Genomic DNA, 18,363 nt, shown 5'->3' with positions numbered 1-18,363 from the left:
CTCACGCGCTCCTGGTCTCGGCCGGCTGCCCGCTGCCCCCATTGGCGATGTCGACGCCAATCAGCAGCGCCGAGCTGTGGCGCGCGCCAATGGTCTTCGCCGGCCCCGGCACGCAGGATAGCAGCAACGAGGCGCCAATGGCGCTCCCCGTGAGGGCGTCTCCCGGCGGCACCACCACGGCGGCCTCGGGCGGGGCGAGGCTGCCACCGGACCAGAACACGCCCAAGGCCGCATAAGCGCCCGGGGTCTCGAACTTCAGCGCCGCCGCCGGCGCATAGGCGGCGCGACGGTTGGCTTCCGTGGGCTGGTAGACCCAGGCCTCCGCCGCATTCCAGGCGGCCGCCTCCGCCGCCGGCAGTTCCGCCGGCAGCAGGCTCTGGCGGACGGCGCAGGCCCACCACACCGCCTCCCGGCGCGGCAGGCCCAGCGCCAGATAGCGCATGGCCTCGGTGACCAGGCCGGCATCCGCAAGGGCCTGGATCAGTCCGGCCGCGGTCATGTCGGGGGTCAGGAGGGCCAGCGCCTCCTCGCTCGGTTCGATCTGCGTGGTCAAATGGCTCGCCAAGGCGAACCGGAGCTTGGGAAGAAATCCGAACGTCATGATTGCCTCCCTCAGTTGATGGTCACCAGGCCGCCCTGGACCTGCACTGTGCCGCTGCCGTTCACGCTGACCATGGGGCCGCTGACCTGCACCTTGGCGTCGCCGGTCAGGGTGATCTGCGTTCCCTTGAGGGCAATGCCGCTCTGGCTGATGGTGATGGAATTGCCGCCCACCTTCAGGGTGATGGTCTGCGCCGCCTGCAGCGTGATGCTGCCGCCATTGCATTGCAGCGTGGCATTGCCCGAGCCTAGCGTCACCGTCTGGTTGCCCTGGCTGATCTCGGTGGTGGAATTGCCCTTCGACACCGTGAGGGCATGGTTGCCTTCCGAGACGGTGGTGGAGGCATTGCCCTTGGAGACCGTGGTGGTGGAATTGCCGCCGGAGACGGTCAGGGTCTGATTGCCCTGGGTCACGGTGAGCGCCTCATTGCCCTCGCTGATGGTGACGCTGCGATTGCCCTTGGAGACCGTGACGGTCTCATTGCCCTTTTGCACCGTCTCGGTGCGGTTGTTGACGATGGTGATGGTCTGGTCGTTGTTCACGGTCAGGGTATCGTCATTCACCACGTCCCGGGTCTGGTCCTTCTGGGCGTGAATATAGATCAACTCCGAGCCCTTCTTGTCCTCGAACCGCAGCTCGTTGAAGGTGGTGGCGTCGCCTTGGGCGCTGGAGCGGCTCTTGAACCCGCTCTGGGTCTTGTTGTCCGGCAAGGTATAGGGCGGCATGTTGGTGCCGTTGTAGACGCAGCCGGTCACCAGCGGCCGATCCGGGTCGCCCTCCAGGAATTCCACCACCACTTCCATGCCCACGCGGGGCGTGAACAGGGTGCCCCAGCTGTTGCCGGCCATGCTCTGGGCCACGCGGATCCAGCACGAGCTCTTCTCATTGTTGGTGCCGAGGCGGTCCCAATGGAACTGGACCCGGATGCGGCCATACTTGTCGCAATAGATTTCCTCGCCGGACGGCCCGACCACGGTCGCGGTGTGCGGTCCGGGAATGATCGGGCGCCGGGTCACCGGCGGCGGGCGATATCCCGTGGTGGCGGGCAGCGCGGTGAAGGTGTTGGTATATTGCTGCGGGGTGGTCTGGTTGCCCAGATGGGACAGATCCTTCGCCTCGTGGCTCACGCTGGCCAGGACACAACTGCGTCCCTGCTCGGACGCCACTTCGTGCTTGGCCATGGTGAATTTGGCGCCGGCCTGGAACGAGGGATAGGTGCCGCGCCCCTTGGTGATGGCATAGTTCGCCTCATCCGCTTCCATGCGCACCCGGGAGGTGGAGGTGCCCACATCCTTGACCTCATAGTCGCCGGGATAATCGTAGATTTCCCAGGACTTGAAGCTGGAATTGCTCAGAACCGTGGTGGTGGATGCGGTGAGATCGGTGGTGGGCTGCTCGAAATTATAGTCGCTCAGCGTGGTCTTGCCGGACTGGAAGAAATACCCCGACTCCCACGCCTGGACCGCCAGCATGTGGCCGGCCTCCGGCTGGGCATGCTGGACGCTCTTGTCGGCGCAATCCACGTATCCGGCGGCGCTGTCGCTCAGGATCAGGGTGTGGCTGCCGTTGGCGTGCTGAAAATAGAAATAGATGCCTTCCTCCGCCAGGATGCGGGTCAGGAAGGCGTAATCGGTCTCGCGATACTGGACGCAGAATTCCCGGGTGGGATGGGAGCCGGTGAGGCCCTGCTTCTTGTAGTCGGACACTCCGGCGTCGGAGAGCAGCGTCTCGGCGATCTGCACCACGGTCTGGTTCTGGAAGATGCGGCAGTCGGCGGTGCGGGTCATCAGCCACAGCTTCGGCGCGACCAGGGCCTCATAATTGCGCATGCCGTCCACCATCTGGTCGGCGGCCTTGAAGGCGATCACGATCCCATTGATGTAGCGTGGGTCGGCTTGCGGCCGGGCGATCTGGAGCGTCACCGATTTGCCCAGCAGGCTGTCGGGCGTGATCGCATTCTGCTTCGACACCATTGCCAGGGTAAATTGAAACAGCTGCGAAAGCCCCTCCGTGCCGGTGAATGCGGTCGGGATCAGCACGTCACCGCCCAGGGGAGTGGTCAGGGTCAGCAGGCGGTCGGTCTGGACCGGCGCTTCAGCACTCATGGGTCTGGTCCTGTGTCCTGCGGGGCAAGCGGGATCTCCCCGCCGCGGGAATGGAGGCGCTCATCAAATGGAAAAACCGGGATGCCCTGGCTCACGCCCGGCACCCCGGCTGCACTGCGTCCAAACGGGCGTCACCGCACCGGCTGCGCGGGACGATCAGGACGTCTTGGTGGTGGCCATGTCGTAGGACACGGTGACCGGTGTGCCGGCCTTGTTCTTGTCGTCGTAAGGGGTGAACTTGAATTCCAGCTTGGTGAAGCTGATGGAGACGGATTCCGTGGGGCGATCACCGCCGGTGGACACCGAATAAGACGAGATCAGCGCATTGGTCAGCGTGTAGGTGCAATAGGTCACGCCGGGGCTGCCGGTGGTGGTCAGATCGATCTTCACCGTCTTGCCCACATTGCCGGTGCAGGCTTCCGTGAACAGCTTGGGCGAGGAGGCGTCGAACATCTTGACGATGGACACTTCGCTCACCGACGGCTCGGAGGCCTCACGGTTGTTGGTGGAGCCCGACACGGTGGAGATGCCGCGGCCCACGCCCCAGGACAGCGACAGCACGTCGATCCACTTCTTGTGATCCTGCTGCGTGGCTTCGCCGGGAATGCCGTCGTAATTTACATAGATGGCCATTTGTGCGCTCCTTGAGCTCAGTTTTAGTAATGAATGCAGAACGGCTTGCTAGAGTTCTGCCGAATTGATGATGCCGATCGTCACATATAGATTATCTTTGACCTTGTCCCAATTCTGGGTTCCAGTCACGATTTTTCCAAGGTCAACGTTCATCACGACAACGCTGGCAAACATGTAGATCATCGTTCGCTCGGCATCGCTGGGAAGGCTGCCGGGAAATCTCAGACGATAGTTTCCGGCCGACGCGGAGCCGTGGCCCGTGACTTCCCGTTTCTTTGCCTCGCTGATTTGCCCGAACCATTTGGAGTATTTCGCGACGAAGTTCAGTTCCGCCAGTGTATCGATCCAGCTGTCCTGGTACGAGAAGGATTTTTTGCGCGCGACGGCGCCGAGAACCTCGTTCACAATCAGGCTGCAGACGGCGACAAGCCGCACGATGTCGGAAATGCTGGGCGTATTGGTTTCACCGCGGCGGAGGTTCTTGGCAAGCGTGTTCGAGAGGGACGATTTCAACAGGCCGAAATATCTCCCGGCACTGGTCCCTGCGGTATCAATCGCGTCGTTGATGACCGGCCCCGTTGGGGCGGACCAGATCCGTCCGTCCTGAGGCGCCTCGATGACGCTCTTGAATTGCTGTGTGTTGATGAACGCTTTGGCGATGGCTTGCGACTCCGGATTCAGAGTCGGCAGCATGGCCGTGAGCCCGCCGCCCGGAACACTCGCCGTGATCGTCCAGCCGGGATAATATTTTCGCATAATGGCGAGGAGCGCGGCATTATGTAATGGGTTGTTCTTTATATAGCGATAGAAATAGTACCCCATCACAAGGGTCGAGGCGGCTTCGAACTTCTTGTCCGCAGACGCCGCCATGAAGGTGGGGGGCGGTACGCGCTTTGCTGTGGCGAGCGTCGTAACCTCCTGCCGCAATGCAGTGATCTCGTCGTTCAGCGACTCGACGATCGAGGCGTACATCAGCGCCAGAACGTATTGTCGATACGCATTCAGCGTCTCTGGAACCTTGTCGTAATATTGCTTGATCGTGTCGGATTTTTTATTGAGCAGCGACTCAAGCTTTCGCTCTTCGACATCCGGCCTTACAGTCGAGAAGAGGCGGTCATAGATCCGATTGGTGACCACTTGATTCTGGGTCTGCGCACTCATAATCCGGACGATGTCGACCTGCTGGTCCAGGTTGCCGCCCTGAACGATTGCGTCGATCTCTTTATTCTTGTTGCGTTCCTGCCGCGCCTGCCAGAGGCCGTAGAAGAAACTGACGGCACCGTCATATCCACCGAGGACCGGTGCATTCTTGGCGATGGCGGCGGAAAGCCCCTTGCCGGCGTCCTGGATCAGGCCGGACCCGACCCCCGAGGTTAACGTGGTGCCTCCCAGAACCGTGGCCAAGGTGCTTTCGTCCTTCGGAGGGGGCGTCAAGGCATAATTAGTGATGGCTTGGAAGCCGCTCGCCACGCCGGCACTGAGCAGTGTGCCGGCATTCTGCGCTGCGGCGGACAGGAACGGCCCCGCGTACGGAACGGCCATCAGCGACTGCGCGAGGAGTGCGTCGAGAACTTTAACAAGCGGCGAGGGCGGCGCCTTCTTCTCAAGCTCGGCCTTGCCGATGGTCGTGATAGCGCCACGCAGCGCATTGATCGCCTCGCCGAGGGCAAACAGCGTTTCGGCGCCGCCATTCCCGCTGCTGATGGTGGAAAGGTTCAAATCATTACGGATCGATCGTAGCTGGCTCTGGAAGCCGACGTCGTTCTTAAACTCCAGCGCCATGACGGCCGCGCATTGTTTGGTCTTTTCGCTCTCCAGCTTGGTCGTGAGCGGGCCGAGCTCTGTCTGCAGGCTCGGCTCAGGGGTTGCCAGGACAGTGATCTTGTCCTGCCAATTGAGAGCCATAGCTCTGTCTTGGACCCGCTTGAGGTGACCTTTGAGGTCTTCGGTACTCGTCGCCATGGGCGAATTCCCTCCCGTCCCGGCTACGAGCTTTTCGTCGTCGCCATGTCGTAGGAGACGGTGACCGGGGTGCCGGCCTTGTTCTTGTCGTCGTAGGGCGTGAACTTGAATTCCAGCTTGGTGAAGCTGATGGAGACGGATTCCGTGGGGCGGTCGCCGCCGGTGGTCACCGAATAAGACGAGATCAGCGCATTGGTTAGGGTGTAGGTGCAATAGGTCACGCCGGGGCTGCCGGTTGTGACCAGATCGATCTTCACCGTCTTGCCCACATTGCCGGTGCAGGCTTCCGTGAACAGCTTGGGCGAGGAGGCGTCGAACATCTTGACGATGGACACTTCGCTCACCGACGGCTCGGACGCTTCACGATTGTTGGTGGAGCCCGACACGGTGGAGATGCCGCGACCCGAGCCCCAGGAGAGCGACAGCACGTCGATCCACTTCTTGTGATCCTGCTGCGTGGCTTCGCCGGGAATGCCCTCGTAATTTACGTAGATCGCCACGGTCACTGCTCCACTGATGGGGTCAGAAGGGTGGTGCTCTGACTAACACGGTTTAGCTTTAGCAGCCACGATTGACACTCGTACTACCGTACCAAAATTGGGTAGGTTTCTTTCGAGGCTTCCCCAATACCGGAATGCCGGCGGCGGCCGCGTTGGGCGCAAGATACTGAATGATATGATGAAATCGCGTGCGGTCGCCGCTAGCTGTGGACGGCGGTGAGCATATGGGCAGCATATTGCATGCTCGCGCGATCGTGCAGCCGCACCTGCCAGTCCACCTCCACGCCGGGGCCCGTGGGGAGCAGGGCGCCCAGCCCCGACCGCTCCGTGCCCGTATTGACCTGCGCCAGGAGGGCCGCGAGCGCGACCGGGCCGTCGATCCAGGCCCCCGGCGGCGTGGCATGGCTGGCCCAGTCGAACGGTGTCACCACCGCCGCGCCCCCGCCTGCCGCCAGCACGCGGGTCATTTCCCACAGCAGTCGGGCAGGATCGCTGACGCAATCCAGCACATTCATCGCCATCCCCATGGCCATGCTCGCGCCCCGGAAGGGCAGGGCCAGCGCATCGGCCACCCAGAAGTCCACCCGCTCGGCGCCGGGCAGGGCCACGCTCTGCCGCCGACGCTCGAAATGCAGACCCAGCCGCCGATGCGGATAGGAGAGCTCGCCTTGGTCAATGACGCCGCGGCCGATCGTCAGCAACGGCCAGTTGAGGTCGATCCCCAGCACCAGCCCGCCGGTTGCCGCCGCCAGGTCGAAGCTGGTCCGCCCCACCGCGCAGCCGATGTCGAGCACGGGACCGTGCGGGGCCGGAAGGCGCGCCAGCGCAGTGGCCAGACAGCGCCGCACCGCGCCCGGCGCTGCCCCCAACCCTGGCTCCCCCTGATCGCCGCTGCTGGTGAGATCGCCATAATGATCGTGTGCGTAGCTCGCCTGCTGATGGCGGATCACATTATAGGCGGCATCTGGGCCCAGCGCCGCGGCAATCAGGTCCTCGACCGGATCGGGCAGGGCATGGCGTTGCAGCAGCAGATGGCCGTTCGACGCCAGCCAGGCAGGGAGGTCCGGTACCAGGATCGGCGCGCCGTCGAGGATCGGATAGGCCTGGCTGCAATCGGGCGCCGTGCAGCGCAGCACTCCGGCATGGATGCCGCGAGCATCCTCCTGCGCACCCGCGTCAAGGCGCAAGGGGGCCTCCAGCCCGCGCCGGAGGCAGGCCGGGCACACCGGCTGGAACGCCTCGAAATGAGCCTGACGCATAGGGTCAGCCGCCGACGATGACGGTTGGGCAGCCCGGCGGCAGGATCGAGCCGTCCGGGCTGGGGATCGGCGCCACGCAACTGGAATGAAGCGAGGCATCGCCCACCCGTGCCGCGGGCATGCTGCCGATCATCACCGTGGACGAGCCCTTCATGATCATGCCGGGGCCGGCGGGAATGCAGCCCATGAGCATGCAGGGCATGGTGGTGTCGGTCATGCGCGCGGCGGGCATGTTGCCGATCAGCACCGTCGGGCAGCCCTTGATGATCGCCAGCGGCATGGCCGGATGGGGCACCGCCGTCGGCACCAGCGCCGGCGGATGGATCGGGGCATGGCAATGGGGCGCCGACTGCAGCACCATATCGCCCATGCGTGCGGCGGGCGGCATCAGCCGCGCCCCGGGGAAAAGCGGAACGGGGCCCGTCCCCGCGCCCTGCTGGGCATGCGATCAGGAGACGTCATAGCTGAACGCCCCATGCTCAGCGATGCCGACCGCGATCGCGGTGATCGGCAGGCCCGTGGCCAGGCGCTCCAGCACCCGCGCGGAGATTTCCGGCAGCAGGGTGCGGGAGAGAATGTTCTCCACGTTGCGCGCGCCCGAGGCGCTTTCCGTGCAGCGGGCGGCGATGGCCTCCACCAGCGCGGGATCGTAGGTGAACGCGGCCTTGTAGGCCTCGCGCACCCGCTTGCCCACGCGGTCCAGTTGCAGGCCGACAATGGTGCGGATGGTGGCATCGTCAAGCGGCAGATACGGCACCAGCGTCACGCGGCCGAGGAAGGCCGGCTTGAAGTATTTCATCAATTCCGGCCGCAGCGCTTCCGCGAGAACCGCCGGCTGCGGCATGGTCTCAGGGTCGGCGCACAGCTTCGCCAGCAGGTCGGAGCAGGCGTTGGAGGTCATGATGATGATGGTGTTCTTGAAGTCGATGTCGCGGCCTTCGCCGTCCTTCATGTTGCCCTTGTCGAACACCTGGTAGAACACGTCCTGCACGCCGGGATGGGCCTTCTCCATCTCATCGAGAAGCACCACCGAATAGGGCTTGCGCCGCACGGCCTCGGTCAGGATGCCGCCTTCGCCATAGCCCACATAGCCGGGCGGGCTGCCCATCAGCAGGCTGACCTTATGCTCTTCCTTGAACTCGCTCATGTTGATGGTGGTCAGGTTGTGATCGCCACCATAGAGCAGTTCCGCCAGGGTCAAGGCGGTCTCGGTCTTGCCCACGCCGGACAGGCCGATCATCAGGAATACGCCCACAGGCTTGCGCGGATCGGTGAGCTTGGCGCGCGAGGTGCGGATGGCCTGGGCCACCGCCTCGATGGCATAGGATTGGCCAATGATGCGCTTGCCCATGGCTTCCGTGAGGCCCAGCACCGTGCGGATCTCATTGGACTGCATGCGCCCGGCCGGGATGCCGGTCCAGCTCTGGACGATCTCGGCGATGGCCTGCCCGTCCACCACCGGGAACACCAGCGGCTGCTCGCCCTGCAACGTCTTCAGCTGGGTGGCCGTGTCCTGCAAGGTGGCGAGGAGCGCCTCCTTGTCATCCAGCACCGCCGGGTCTTCCAGCTTGGCGCGGGTGGCGTCATAGGCCTCCACCAGGGTCTTTTCCTCGGCCCAGCGGGCTTCCAGCGCCTCCAGTTCGGTGGCGACCCGCGCGCGGTCCTCGCTCAGTTCGGCGCAGCGCGCCGCGTGGGTGACGCCGGAGGCGGCCTCGCGCTCCAGAATGCTTATTTCGGTGTCGATCAGCGACATCTGCCGCTGGCGATCCTCGATGGGCGCGGGAATCGTGCTCTGGCTCACCGCCACGCGGGCGCAGGCGGTGTCGATCAGCGAGACCGCCTTGTCCGGCAACTGGCGGGCGGGAATGTAGCGGGCGGACAGGCGCACCGCATCGATCACCGCTTCGTCCAGGATGCGCACCTTGTGGTAGCCCTCCAGGGTGGCGACGAGGCCGCGGATCATCGCGACGGCGACGGGCTCGGCCGGTTCCTCGATCTTGACCACCTGGAAGCGGCGGGTGAGGGCGGCGTCCTTCTCGAAATATTTCTTGTACTCCGCCCAAGTGGTGGCAGCGATGGTGCGCAACTCGCCGCGGGCCAGGGCAGGCTTCAGCAGATTGGCCGCATCCCCTTGTCCCGCCGCGCCGCCGGCGCCCACCAGCGTGTGGGCTTCATCGATGAACAGGACGATGGGGGTGGGGCTGGCCTTGGTCTCGTCGATCACCGAGCGCAGGCGGTTCTCGAACTCGCCCTTCATGCCTGCGCCCGCCTGCAACAGGCCAAGGTCGAGGGTGCGCAGCGTCACATTCTTCAGCGCCGGGGGCACGTCGCCGGCGGCGATGCGCAGCGCGAAGCCTTCCACCACCGCGGTCTTGCCGACACCGGCCTCGCCGGTGAGGATCGGGTTGTTCTGCCGGCGACGGGTCAGGATGTCGATGATCTGCCGGATTTCCTGGTCGCGGCCCAGGATGGGGTCGATCTTGCCCGCCCGCGCTTGGGCGGTCAGGTCGATGGTGAATTGGTCCAGCGCGCCCTTGCGGCTCGGCAGGGCCATGTCGCCGGGACCGCCGGCGGTGGCTTCCGCCAGTTGCGCGGCGCTCTTGGCCTCGGGGGTCGTGGCGGTGAGGCCGGCCAGATCACGCTTCAGGGCTTCGGCGGGAATGCGGCGAAACTGCTCGGAGATCTCATAGGTGCGGCGGGCCAGGGCGTCATCCGCCAGCAGCGCCCACAGCAGATGTCCGGAGCGCGCCCGTGCGAGGCCCGCATCCACCGAGGCCAGGAGCCAGGCCTGCTTGGCCAGGTCCACCACGTCCGGCGCCAGGCCGGGCGGGCGGGAGTTGCCGGTCTTCAATTTGTCGAGGGCGCGGGTGATATCGACGGACAGGCGCCCCTGATCGACGCCATAATGAACCAGAACGGCCGCGAAATCTGAATCGCTCTCGCTCATCAGCTTGGAGAGCCAATGCTCGATTTCGAGATTGTAGTGGGTGCGCATCAAGGCGAAGCCGGCTGCGCTTTCCAGCGAAGCCCGGCACAGATCGTCCAGACGCATGATCAGGGATTTCAGGTCCACCGCGGCCATTGACATCCTCACCCGCAATTGAAAGATCGCATCCATGACCGGTGCATGGGTACGTGATTTTTTCCGCACAGTGGCGTTCCGGACGATGTATGGCTAGTGGAATGTGTCACCTTCACCACGGACGCTGAGATTTCCGCAAAACAGCGCGCGACCGCACAGAGCTGTGGAAGCCGGGGCCACCCGTCAGGCGTGTTGCATGGGGGCGGGACCGCATCCAGATCGTCGGCGCATGTAAGAGCCTCGGCTTCGGCATGCCCGAATTAACCCATTCGCCAACCCGCGTTCCGGGACGCGAGGTTGTCTTCGATCCGTGGGATCAGGAATGATAGGCTCCGTTTGCGCATCGCCCATGTCGAGGGGATAGAGGGCGGGTCGTCGCTGAGCAGCATGTCGCTGAGCAATCATCAGGAGTGCTTCTTGTCAGGACGGTCCGCGACGGAAAAACCGGGACATGGGTGCGGTGCCGCTTGGAGCGGTCCGCATCTGGCGCGGCGAACCTTCCTCATTGGCAGCCTGGCCAGTTTGAGCGGATGCGCCGGCCTGGGCGCGCCGAAGCCCACCATCATCGGTGTGCGCCTGCTGGCCGATGACACCATCAATCCCAGCCCCACCGGGCAGGCCTCGCCGGTCAATGTCCGGCTCTATGTGCTGAAGGACGAGACCGCCTTCCTGCAGAGTGATTTCCAGACGCTCTATGCTTCCGATGCGCAGGTGCTCGGTTCCAGCATGCTCTCCAAGAAGGAAGTGCTGGTGCCGCCGTCCGGCAATATTCCGATCCAGGAAACGGTGCCGCTGGAAGCCACCTCGCTCGGGGTGCTGGTGGCGTTCCGCACCATCGACACCGCCCAATGGCGCTCCACCATCGGGTTGCAGCCCGGCCTGGTAAATGACGTGCAGCTCAATTTGTCGGGCATCACAGCCAAATTCATCCCGGTCGTGGTCGGGCACAAGGGCTTTCCGTAAGGCGGGCAACGGCAAGACGGGCAACGGCAAGATGGGCGACGAGCGTTCCGGCGGATGCCCCTGCTGAGGTGCGCCGGATCTGGGTTGGCCTATGCCATGCGGCGGCCGTGCATTTCCTCGGCGAGCAGCAGGAACGCCAGGGCGACGCAGATCATGCAGCCGGCAAACACCAGGAAGGTCGGGGCGATGGCGGCCTGGGTCATGGCCGGGGCGACGATATTGCTGGCGCCTGCCATCAGGGCGAGAATCAAAGGCCCCACGATCCGGCCGATGCCCGATGCCGCCTGGGCCAGGCCCGCGGCGCGTGCGCCCAGTCGCGCGCCATATTGTTCGATGGCAAACGGCGCCAGATTGGCCAGCCCGCCCTCGCAGAAGAAGGATGTCATGGCGATCAGCGCGATCATCACATTGCCGCTGGTGGCTCCCAGATGGGTCGTGATCGCGATGGCCGCCAAGGACGCGGCGGCCGCGATGGCGCAGGTCGCCCCGGAGCGCCGGCGTCCCAGCTTGGGCGCGATCATCGCCACCACCACCCGGCCCACGGCCCCCGAGAGGGCAATGATCATGAAATAGCGCGCCGCGGTCTGCGCCGAGGCCCCATGGACATCGGCGATGATGCTGGGCCCCCAGAGATAATAGCCGAACACCACGGTCAGCGAACAGGCGTTGAGGATCATGGTCTGCCAGAACAGGCGCGGCGACTTGTAGAGTTCGCGCAGGCGCACGGCGGGGATGGGCGGGCGCGACGTGAGCGCGGCGGCCGGCAGATCGCGTCCGATCTGTCGGGCGATTTCCGCCCGCGCCAGGTCCTGCCGGCCGGTCGCATGGAGCCAGCGGGCGGATTCCGGAAGGAAGAAGAAGGCCAATGCGGCGGGGATCAGCGGGGCGGCCCCGAGGAAGCTCAGGCCGCGCCATCCGAGGACGCCCAGCAGCAATCCCGCGGAGGTGGCCGCCAGCAGAATGCCAAGGCTGGAGAACACCATGAACAGGCTGGTGATGGCCGTGCGATGGCGGGTCGGGGTGGTCTCGACGATCATCGCGAGCGAGGGGGTTGCCGCGGCCGCGAGGCCGAAACCCACCAGGACGCGCAGGGCCACAAGGCCTTGCCAATGCCCGTCCGGCAGGAAACCGATCAGCCCGGAACTGATGGCGCAGATGCAGGTGCCGGCCACAATCAGCCGTCGGCGGCCCCATCGGTCCGACAGATATCCCCACAGCAGCGCCGCCACGATGGAGCCGACACCGCCGCCGTAGAGGATGGCGGCGGACTGCCAGTAAGTGAGCTGCCATTCACGGCCGATGATCGAGAGGATGAAGCCGATGAAGAAGAAATCCGCAAAATCCATCACCGCGATGGTGGCGATGATGGCAAAACTTGACCAGTAGCTCCCGTTGAGCGGGCGCTGGTCATAGTAGTCGAGCAGATCATCTGGGGCAGGTTGGGTCATTCCCGGTTGCCGGTGTCTGAGGGGAGGGAGAAGCTGAACACGGTGCCCACGTTCCGGGCGACGGCAGTGAGGCGACCCCCGTGGGCCTCCACGATGGATCGGCAGATGGACAGCCCCATGCCCATGCCCGTGGCCTTGGTTGTGTAGAACGCATCGAAGATGCGGTCAGCGTCCTCCGGGCGGATGCCGCTGCCGGTGTCGGAAATCTCCACGTGCAAGCGGTCATCATCCACTTTGTCCGACATGATGGAGAGCAGCCGCGCTCCTGGGCGATCGGCCATGGCCTCGGCGGCGTTCATCACCAGATTGATCAGCACCTGCTGGATCTGCACCCGATCGCCCAGCACCACGGGATGGCGCGGCGTGAGGTGAACCACCAGCGTGACCCGATGCCGACGCAGCTCGGCTCCGGTCAGCACCAGCACCTCGTCCAGCGCGTCCTTGAAGGCGAATAGCGCCCTCTCCGTGCCCGACTTGTTGGCAAGGCCGCGCAGGCCGCGGATGATATCGCCGGCGCGCGCGCCCTGCTCGGCAATGCGCGCCATCAGGACCCTGGCCTCGCCGATATCGGGTGGAGACCGCTCCAGCCACCGTACCCCCGCGCTGGCATTGGTGACGATGGCCGCCAAAGGCTGGTTCACCTCGTGGGCGATGGAGGCCATGAGTTGGCCCATGGTGGTCAGGCGCGACACCCGCGCCAGTTCCGCCTCCGCCATCTTCAGGCCCTCCTCCGCCTGCCTGCGTTCGGTGACATCCATCAGTGTGCCGACAAAGTCGAACAACTGGTTGTTGGGACGCGGTACCGGCGTGCTCAGGCTCTCCATGTACCGCACCTGTCCATCTGGAAGCACCACGCGGAATGCGGCGGAGCAACTGACCTGGGTTCGGAAGCCCGCATCCAGGATCTTGCGGGCATCTTCGAGATCGTCGGGATGGACCCGCGCCCAGAAGGCGTCGAACGACGCCGGTGTCTGGTCGGGGGCATAGCCCAGCAGCCGGAACTGCTCATCGGACCAGACCACCGTGTGGGCGCCCTCGTCCCAATACCAACTGCCGACCCGGCTCACCTGCTGCGCGGCGGCGAGGAAGGTGCGGCTGCGGCGCAGGTCTTCCTCGATGGCGATCCGCCGGGCGATGTCTTGATGAAGCTCTTCATACAGGCGCGCATTTTCGATGGAAATGGCCGCCTGGGCACCGATCAGCTCCAGCGTGCTGAGGCGCTCCTCGGAGAATACATGCGGGGAGAGGGTGTTTTCCATATAGAGCACGCCGATCAACGCGCCGCGCTTCATCAGTGGCAGGCAGAGCACCGAGCGGGCATCTCCGGCAGCGCAAAGCGCGCTGCCCGCGTCCGATGGGGCCTGCGCATCATCGAGAATGACGCTCTGGCGACTGCGCGCCACGCGGTTGATCAGGGCGGTGGGAAGCGGCCGCAGGGGCGCGGCAAATGGCGCGATCTGGATGACGATGCCGCTCGTGCGCGTCTCTGCGGTGCCGATGACCTCCAGTTTCTGGTCCTGCAGCAGCAGCAGGGCACCACGGTCGGCGCCGGCGTTCTCCAGGGCCAGGTGCAGCAGACGCTCGATCAGCGTTTCAAGGACAATCTCCTCCGATACCGCCTGAGAGGCGCGCAATACGGTGGCGATGTCGAGGGTGCCGGACCTGAGCCCGGTGCCGTGCGCCGGCGGCGAGAAGGGCGTCCGGTTTGTGGCGCCGTGACTGCCGGCCTGTCGCAGTTTCGCGGCCGCGCCCCACCGGCCGTAGCTCGCCACGGCATTCTGCTCATAGCCTTCGGCGGCAATGGGAAGGGAGCGCTGCCGGTAAAACGCGCCGGCGCATTCGCTGGCCAGGGCCTCGTGATGGGGCATGCCAAATCGGCGGCCGCAGGCGATGGCCCGTTCGTAAAGCTCGGCCGCATCGCTGGGGCGATCGTCCAGCCGCGCGACCTCAGCGCTCAGCAGATGGAACATGGCGGCGAAATTGTCCGGGCATGATGCATGCCAGATCGCCGCCTGATCGCGATGGCCGGTGACCTGGGCCGCCGCGGCTGCGGCTCCAGTCTCGTGTTCCGCCAGGGCGTAGGCCAGGCCGGCATAGAGATGGAATTCCGCCGTCTCCAGAAAATAGGGCGACGTCCACATGAGCGCTTTTGCGCGCGTCGCGGCATCCTGGGCCTCCCGGTAGCGGCCGGTCAGCACCCGCATCTGTAGCTGGCGCACCCAATAGCAATATTCGGCCACCGCCAGGCGGGGGGCGTCGACGAACATGCGCTCCATGGCTGCGGCGTCCGCGTCGGAGCCCGCACTCTCGCCCGGCGTGGGCGCGCCATCGCGCAGCGCGCGCACCAGCATCAGCTGGGCCTTCAGGATCAGGCTCACCCGCCCCAGGCTGACGCGCTCGGCATAGGCCAGGCCCCATCGGATCTCCTCCTCCACATGGGGGAGCGGATCACCCGCCAGAAGCATGTTGGAGACGAGATTGTTGCAGCTGTACGCGGCAAAGTTGATGTCGCCGCTGGTTTTCGCCAGCTCGAAAGCGGCGCGGATCAGGGGCTGGCCCTCCCGCACCGGCCGCGTCCAGGGCAGCACCAGATTGCCGAGGCACATCAGCACCTTCGGCTTGACCCGGTCGAGCCCCGGACGGGCCGTCAGGTCCAGGCCCAACTGGCCGAACCGGAAGGCGATCTCATAGGCGCCGAAGGCCGGGCCGATGACCATGGCCAGGTGGACAAAGGCAAAGCAGGAGGCTTCCGCGAGGCCGTGCTCCAGGCTGAGATTGGCCAGTCGGAGCGGGATCAGGTCATGCAACTCCGGATCGAGGAAGGAGGCCGGCGACATGACCTCGGCGAGCACATTCACCGCCCCCTCAAACACCGGGTCGGCCATGCGCGGGAGGTCCGCCAGACTCTCGATGGTGCGCCCATCCAGGCGGGCGAGCAGGGCGGCATATTCGGCCTGGATGGATGTGCCGCGTCGGGGCGACCAAGCGGGGCCAAGGCGCGCGAGATAGGCAAGGCCGGTCGCCACCGCTTCGTCGGACCGATCCATGGTGGTGAAGAGGGACACCCGCAGCCGGGTAACGGCCCCAAGGTCCAGCAGGTTCGCGGCACGGTCCGCCAGGGCGGCGAGGCGCGCATCGGCCAGGGCGCGCTCGCCGGTGAGGATCTCACATTCCGCCGCGAGCATATGCAGCGCCAGCATCAGCCCATAGTGGGAGGACCAGGCGGTCTCGGGCAGCAGGTCGGTGCCATGCCGGCAATAGCCGAGCGCGGCGGGGTAATTGTTGGCGGCCTTGGCCTCTCGCGCCGCGTCCAGGTTCAGCGCCGAGGCCAGTGCCGGGTCCACACCGGCGCTGTGGCTGTCGATGCTGGCCAGATTGAATTGGGCGGTGACGTCGTAAATCGAGACGTCGCGCCCTGCGGCTTGGCGGTGCTCCAGCAGACGCGCGGCGATCTCGGCATGACAGCTGGCGCGCCGCAGTGCGGGAATCCCCTCGTAGACCGCGTCGCGGATCCGGTCGTGGGTGAAGCGATAGCCTTTGTCCTGGCGCAGCAGGAAGCCGGCCTGAATGGCCTCCGCCAAAGCGGACCGGAGGCGTTCCGCGTCAGCGGTTGCGGACTCGAACAACGCGTCGCGCACGTCCGACCCGAGGCATGACAGCCATTCAAGAGCCAGGAGCGCGCCCGGGGTGAGTTTTCGCAGCGTGCTGACCAGGAGATCAGCTACGTCATCGGTGAACGCGCGCTGGGTAATCTCGGCCTGATCCCAGCTCCAGCGGGCCAAAGCGGCGTCGTAGGTCAGCAGCCCATCGTCGGCGAGGCTGTAGAGGAACTGGCCGATGGCGAACGGGTTGCCACCTGTCGCCGCGCCAACGATCGGCGCCAGCGGCGCCGCCTGATCAAGATCCACCTGGAGCAGGCTGGCCACGAGCGCATGGATGGCACCCGCTTCGAGCGGGGCGATGGGAATGCCGCGCGCGGTCGCGGCGAGGCGGGCGAGCTGGCGCTGGCGTGGGGCGTCCGGCTCGATCCCCGCAGCGGAAGGGCGCAGGGCGCAGACCATGAGAATCCGGTCGCCGTCGCCCCGTTCCACCAGATTGCATAGCAGCTCGATGGTGCCCACATCGGCCCATTGCAGGTCGTCCAGGAACAGGACCAGGACCTGGCCCTGGGCGGTGAAAGAGGCCAGCAGCCGCCGGATGGCGTCGATCATGCGCGCGCCGGCGGTTTCCGGAGAGCTGGCGTCCGGTGGGGTCTCGCCGATGAGCGCCTCGATCTCCGGCACCATGGTCGCGATCAGCCCGCCGCTGTCGCCGAGAGCCCGCCGCACATGGACCTTGGTCAGTTCATGGCGGGCCTGATCTTCGCCGAGGAGACGATCCACCAACGCCTTGAGCGCCACCTTGAGCGCGGAATAGGGGACCTCCGCATGGACCGGATCGGACTTTCCGGCGGCGAAGATGACCCGCGACGGCTGCAGGAGACGCCGCGTCTGCTCCACCAGCGCAGTCTTGCCAGCGCCGGCCTCGCCGCGGACGAGCACGACGGCGGAGCGGCCACTGTCGGCGACCTGCTCGAAGGCCTCGATCAGCGCGGCCAGCTCCCGGTCTCGTCCGATGACGGTTCCGCTCTGGCGCAGCATCGAGGCAGGATCAAAACGACCGAGGGGAAACGTCTCAACGCTTCCGCGCAGGGCCGCCGTCAGGCAGCGCTGTAGATCCGCTTCCAGGCCCTTTGCGGACTGGTAGCGCTCATCGGGGGATTTCCGCAGCAGCTTCGAGACGATCCGCGACACCTGGATCGGAATGGCGGGATCCTCCTCCTGCAGCAGGCGGGGCTCGCGCGCCAGATGGCAGTGAATCCACTCCATGGGCGTATTGGCAGAGAAGGGCAGGTGGCCGCACAGCAACTCGTACAGCACAATCCCGAGCGCATAGAGGTCCGATCGGGCGTCGGGCACCGCGCCGGTGCGCCCGCTCTGCTCGGGCGCCATGTAGGCGAGGCTTCCGGGCCAGGAACCGGAGGGCGCCTGTTGATGGGACGTGCATCGCTCGTCCATGGTCAGGCCCATCAACCGGGCGTTTCCGCTCGCGGCGTCGGCGAGAATGTTCTCCGGCCTGATGTCTCGGTGCACAACACCTTGGGCGTGCATGCCGCGGACAGCGTGGCTGATGCCGACGGCCAGGCGCAGGCGCTCCGCGACGCCGAGCTCAGTGGTCATGATGGAATAGAGGGGGACGCCGCCGGGATCGTCCAGCAGCAGCGCCGCCGCGCCCTTTGTGTGGGTCAGGCCCAGCGGGCGGACCGCCCAATCGCGGTCGCCCACGATGGTCATCTGGGCTTCGCGCGCCAATTGCGCCGCGTGCTCGGCGGCTTGGTCCGCACGGTCAGATGTCTTTAAAAGTATTTTGTTACCATCATTCGCTGCGCCTCGATACAGCGCAAAATCCCGTACGCCGATCAACGAATATCCGAGCTGATCAAATCCCATCCTCTGATCGCCGACGTCAGGCTTAGCCATCTCATGCTCCGCCACCCATGGCAGGCGACCCACGCCACCCGAGCCATGATGGCATAAACTGGTGGCTGTTATAGGCGACCGGACCGGCAATGGAAATGCATCGTGCAAAAGATGATCGTGCAAAGCCGGGAAGGTGCCGATGCGCGGCCGCTGGGTGTCCCACGGGGCCATGACATCGGAGCACCACCTTGCCTCCCGAGAGCGTCGCGGTTTTCGTCGCGAGGTCACGGGCCGTGACATGATCTGGACATTCTGATGCTGGTTCTAGGGCACGGGCTGATCCCTTTGCCG

At 65.4% G+C, this 18,363-nt stretch carries 11 protein-coding genes; 1 reads left to right on the top strand and 10 read right to left on the bottom strand.

Annotated features, from left to right (window positions below):
* Window position 1 precedes the first annotated feature (1 nt).
* The 8 genes from AAG816_RS08580 to tssH all read right to left on the bottom strand — a co-directional run bounded on the left by AAG816_RS08580 (window position 2) and on the right by tssH (window position 10,142).
* A complete protein-coding gene (locus AAG816_RS08580) occupies window positions 2-601 on the bottom strand; it encodes a hypothetical protein (RefSeq protein ID WP_341989180.1) in 600 nt (199 codons plus the stop codon).
* A gap of 11 nt (window positions 602-612) precedes the next feature.
* Complete coding sequence (gene tssI, locus AAG816_RS08575) at window positions 613-2,706, bottom strand: type VI secretion system tip protein TssI/VgrG (RefSeq protein WP_341989179.1); 2,094 nt, start codon at window positions 2,704-2,706, stop codon at window positions 613-615.
* 156 nt (window positions 2,707-2,862) lie between these two features.
* The gene (locus AAG816_RS08570; protein ID WP_341989178.1) at window positions 2,863-3,339 is read right to left on the bottom strand and encodes a type VI secretion system tube protein Hcp; all 477 of its coding nucleotides are present in this window, start codon (window positions 3,337-3,339) and stop codon (window positions 2,863-2,865) included.
* Window positions 3,340-3,387: 48 nt separating this feature from the next.
* Window positions 3,388-5,301 carry a hypothetical protein gene (locus AAG816_RS08565; protein ID WP_341989177.1) on the bottom strand — a complete coding sequence of 638 codons (1,914 nt, stop codon included), beginning with the start codon at window positions 5,299-5,301 and terminating at the stop codon, window positions 3,388-3,390.
* 23 nt (window positions 5,302-5,324) lie between these two features.
* A complete protein-coding gene (locus AAG816_RS08560; protein WP_341989176.1) occupies window positions 5,325-5,801 on the bottom strand; it encodes a type VI secretion system tube protein Hcp in 477 nt (158 codons plus the stop codon).
* A 200-nt stretch (window positions 5,802-6,001) separates the two neighbouring features.
* The gene (locus AAG816_RS08555; RefSeq protein ID WP_341989175.1) at window positions 6,002-7,060 is read right to left on the bottom strand and encodes a methyltransferase domain-containing protein; all 1,059 of its coding nucleotides are present in this window, start codon (window positions 7,058-7,060) and stop codon (window positions 6,002-6,004) included.
* Between the two features lie 4 nt (window positions 7,061-7,064).
* Complete coding sequence (locus AAG816_RS08550; protein WP_341989174.1) at window positions 7,065-7,448, bottom strand: PAAR domain-containing protein; 384 nt, start codon at window positions 7,446-7,448, stop codon at window positions 7,065-7,067.
* 60 nt (window positions 7,449-7,508) lie between these two features.
* The gene (gene tssH / locus AAG816_RS08545) at window positions 7,509-10,142 is read right to left on the bottom strand and encodes a type VI secretion system ATPase TssH (protein ID WP_341989173.1); all 2,634 of its coding nucleotides are present in this window, start codon (window positions 10,140-10,142) and stop codon (window positions 7,509-7,511) included.
* A gap of 417 nt (window positions 10,143-10,559) precedes the next feature.
* On the opposite strand from tssH, the gene tssJ reads away from it, so the two are divergent.
* Window positions 10,560-11,105, top strand: a complete 546-nt coding sequence (tssJ, locus tag AAG816_RS08540; protein ID WP_341989172.1) for a type VI secretion system lipoprotein TssJ — start codon at window positions 10,560-10,562, stop codon at window positions 11,103-11,105.
* An 89-nt stretch (window positions 11,106-11,194) separates the two neighbouring features.
* On the opposite strand, the gene AAG816_RS08535 is transcribed toward tssJ, so the two are convergent.
* Together AAG816_RS08535 and AAG816_RS08530 are read right to left on the bottom strand one after the other, a co-directional pair.
* Window positions 11,195-12,553 (bottom strand): MFS transporter, encoded by a 1,359-nt coding sequence (locus AAG816_RS08535; RefSeq protein ID WP_341989171.1) that lies wholly within the window; start codon window positions 12,551-12,553, stop codon window positions 11,195-11,197.
* The gene (locus AAG816_RS08530; protein WP_341989207.1) at window positions 12,550-18,042 is read right to left on the bottom strand and encodes an AAA family ATPase; all 5,493 of its coding nucleotides are present in this window, start codon (window positions 18,040-18,042) and stop codon (window positions 12,550-12,552) included. The genes AAG816_RS08535 and AAG816_RS08530 overlap by 4 nt, the downstream gene beginning before the upstream one ends.
* Window positions 18,043-18,363: the final 321 nt, after the last annotated feature.

Source organism: Azorhizobium sp. AG788 (assembly GCF_943371865.1).
In the GTDB taxonomy this organism is placed as follows: Bacteria; Pseudomonadota; Alphaproteobacteria; order Rhizobiales; family Xanthobacteraceae; genus Azorhizobium.
Note: the sequence above shows the minus strand (reverse complement) of the source record. Positions and strands in the feature narration are given on the sequence as shown.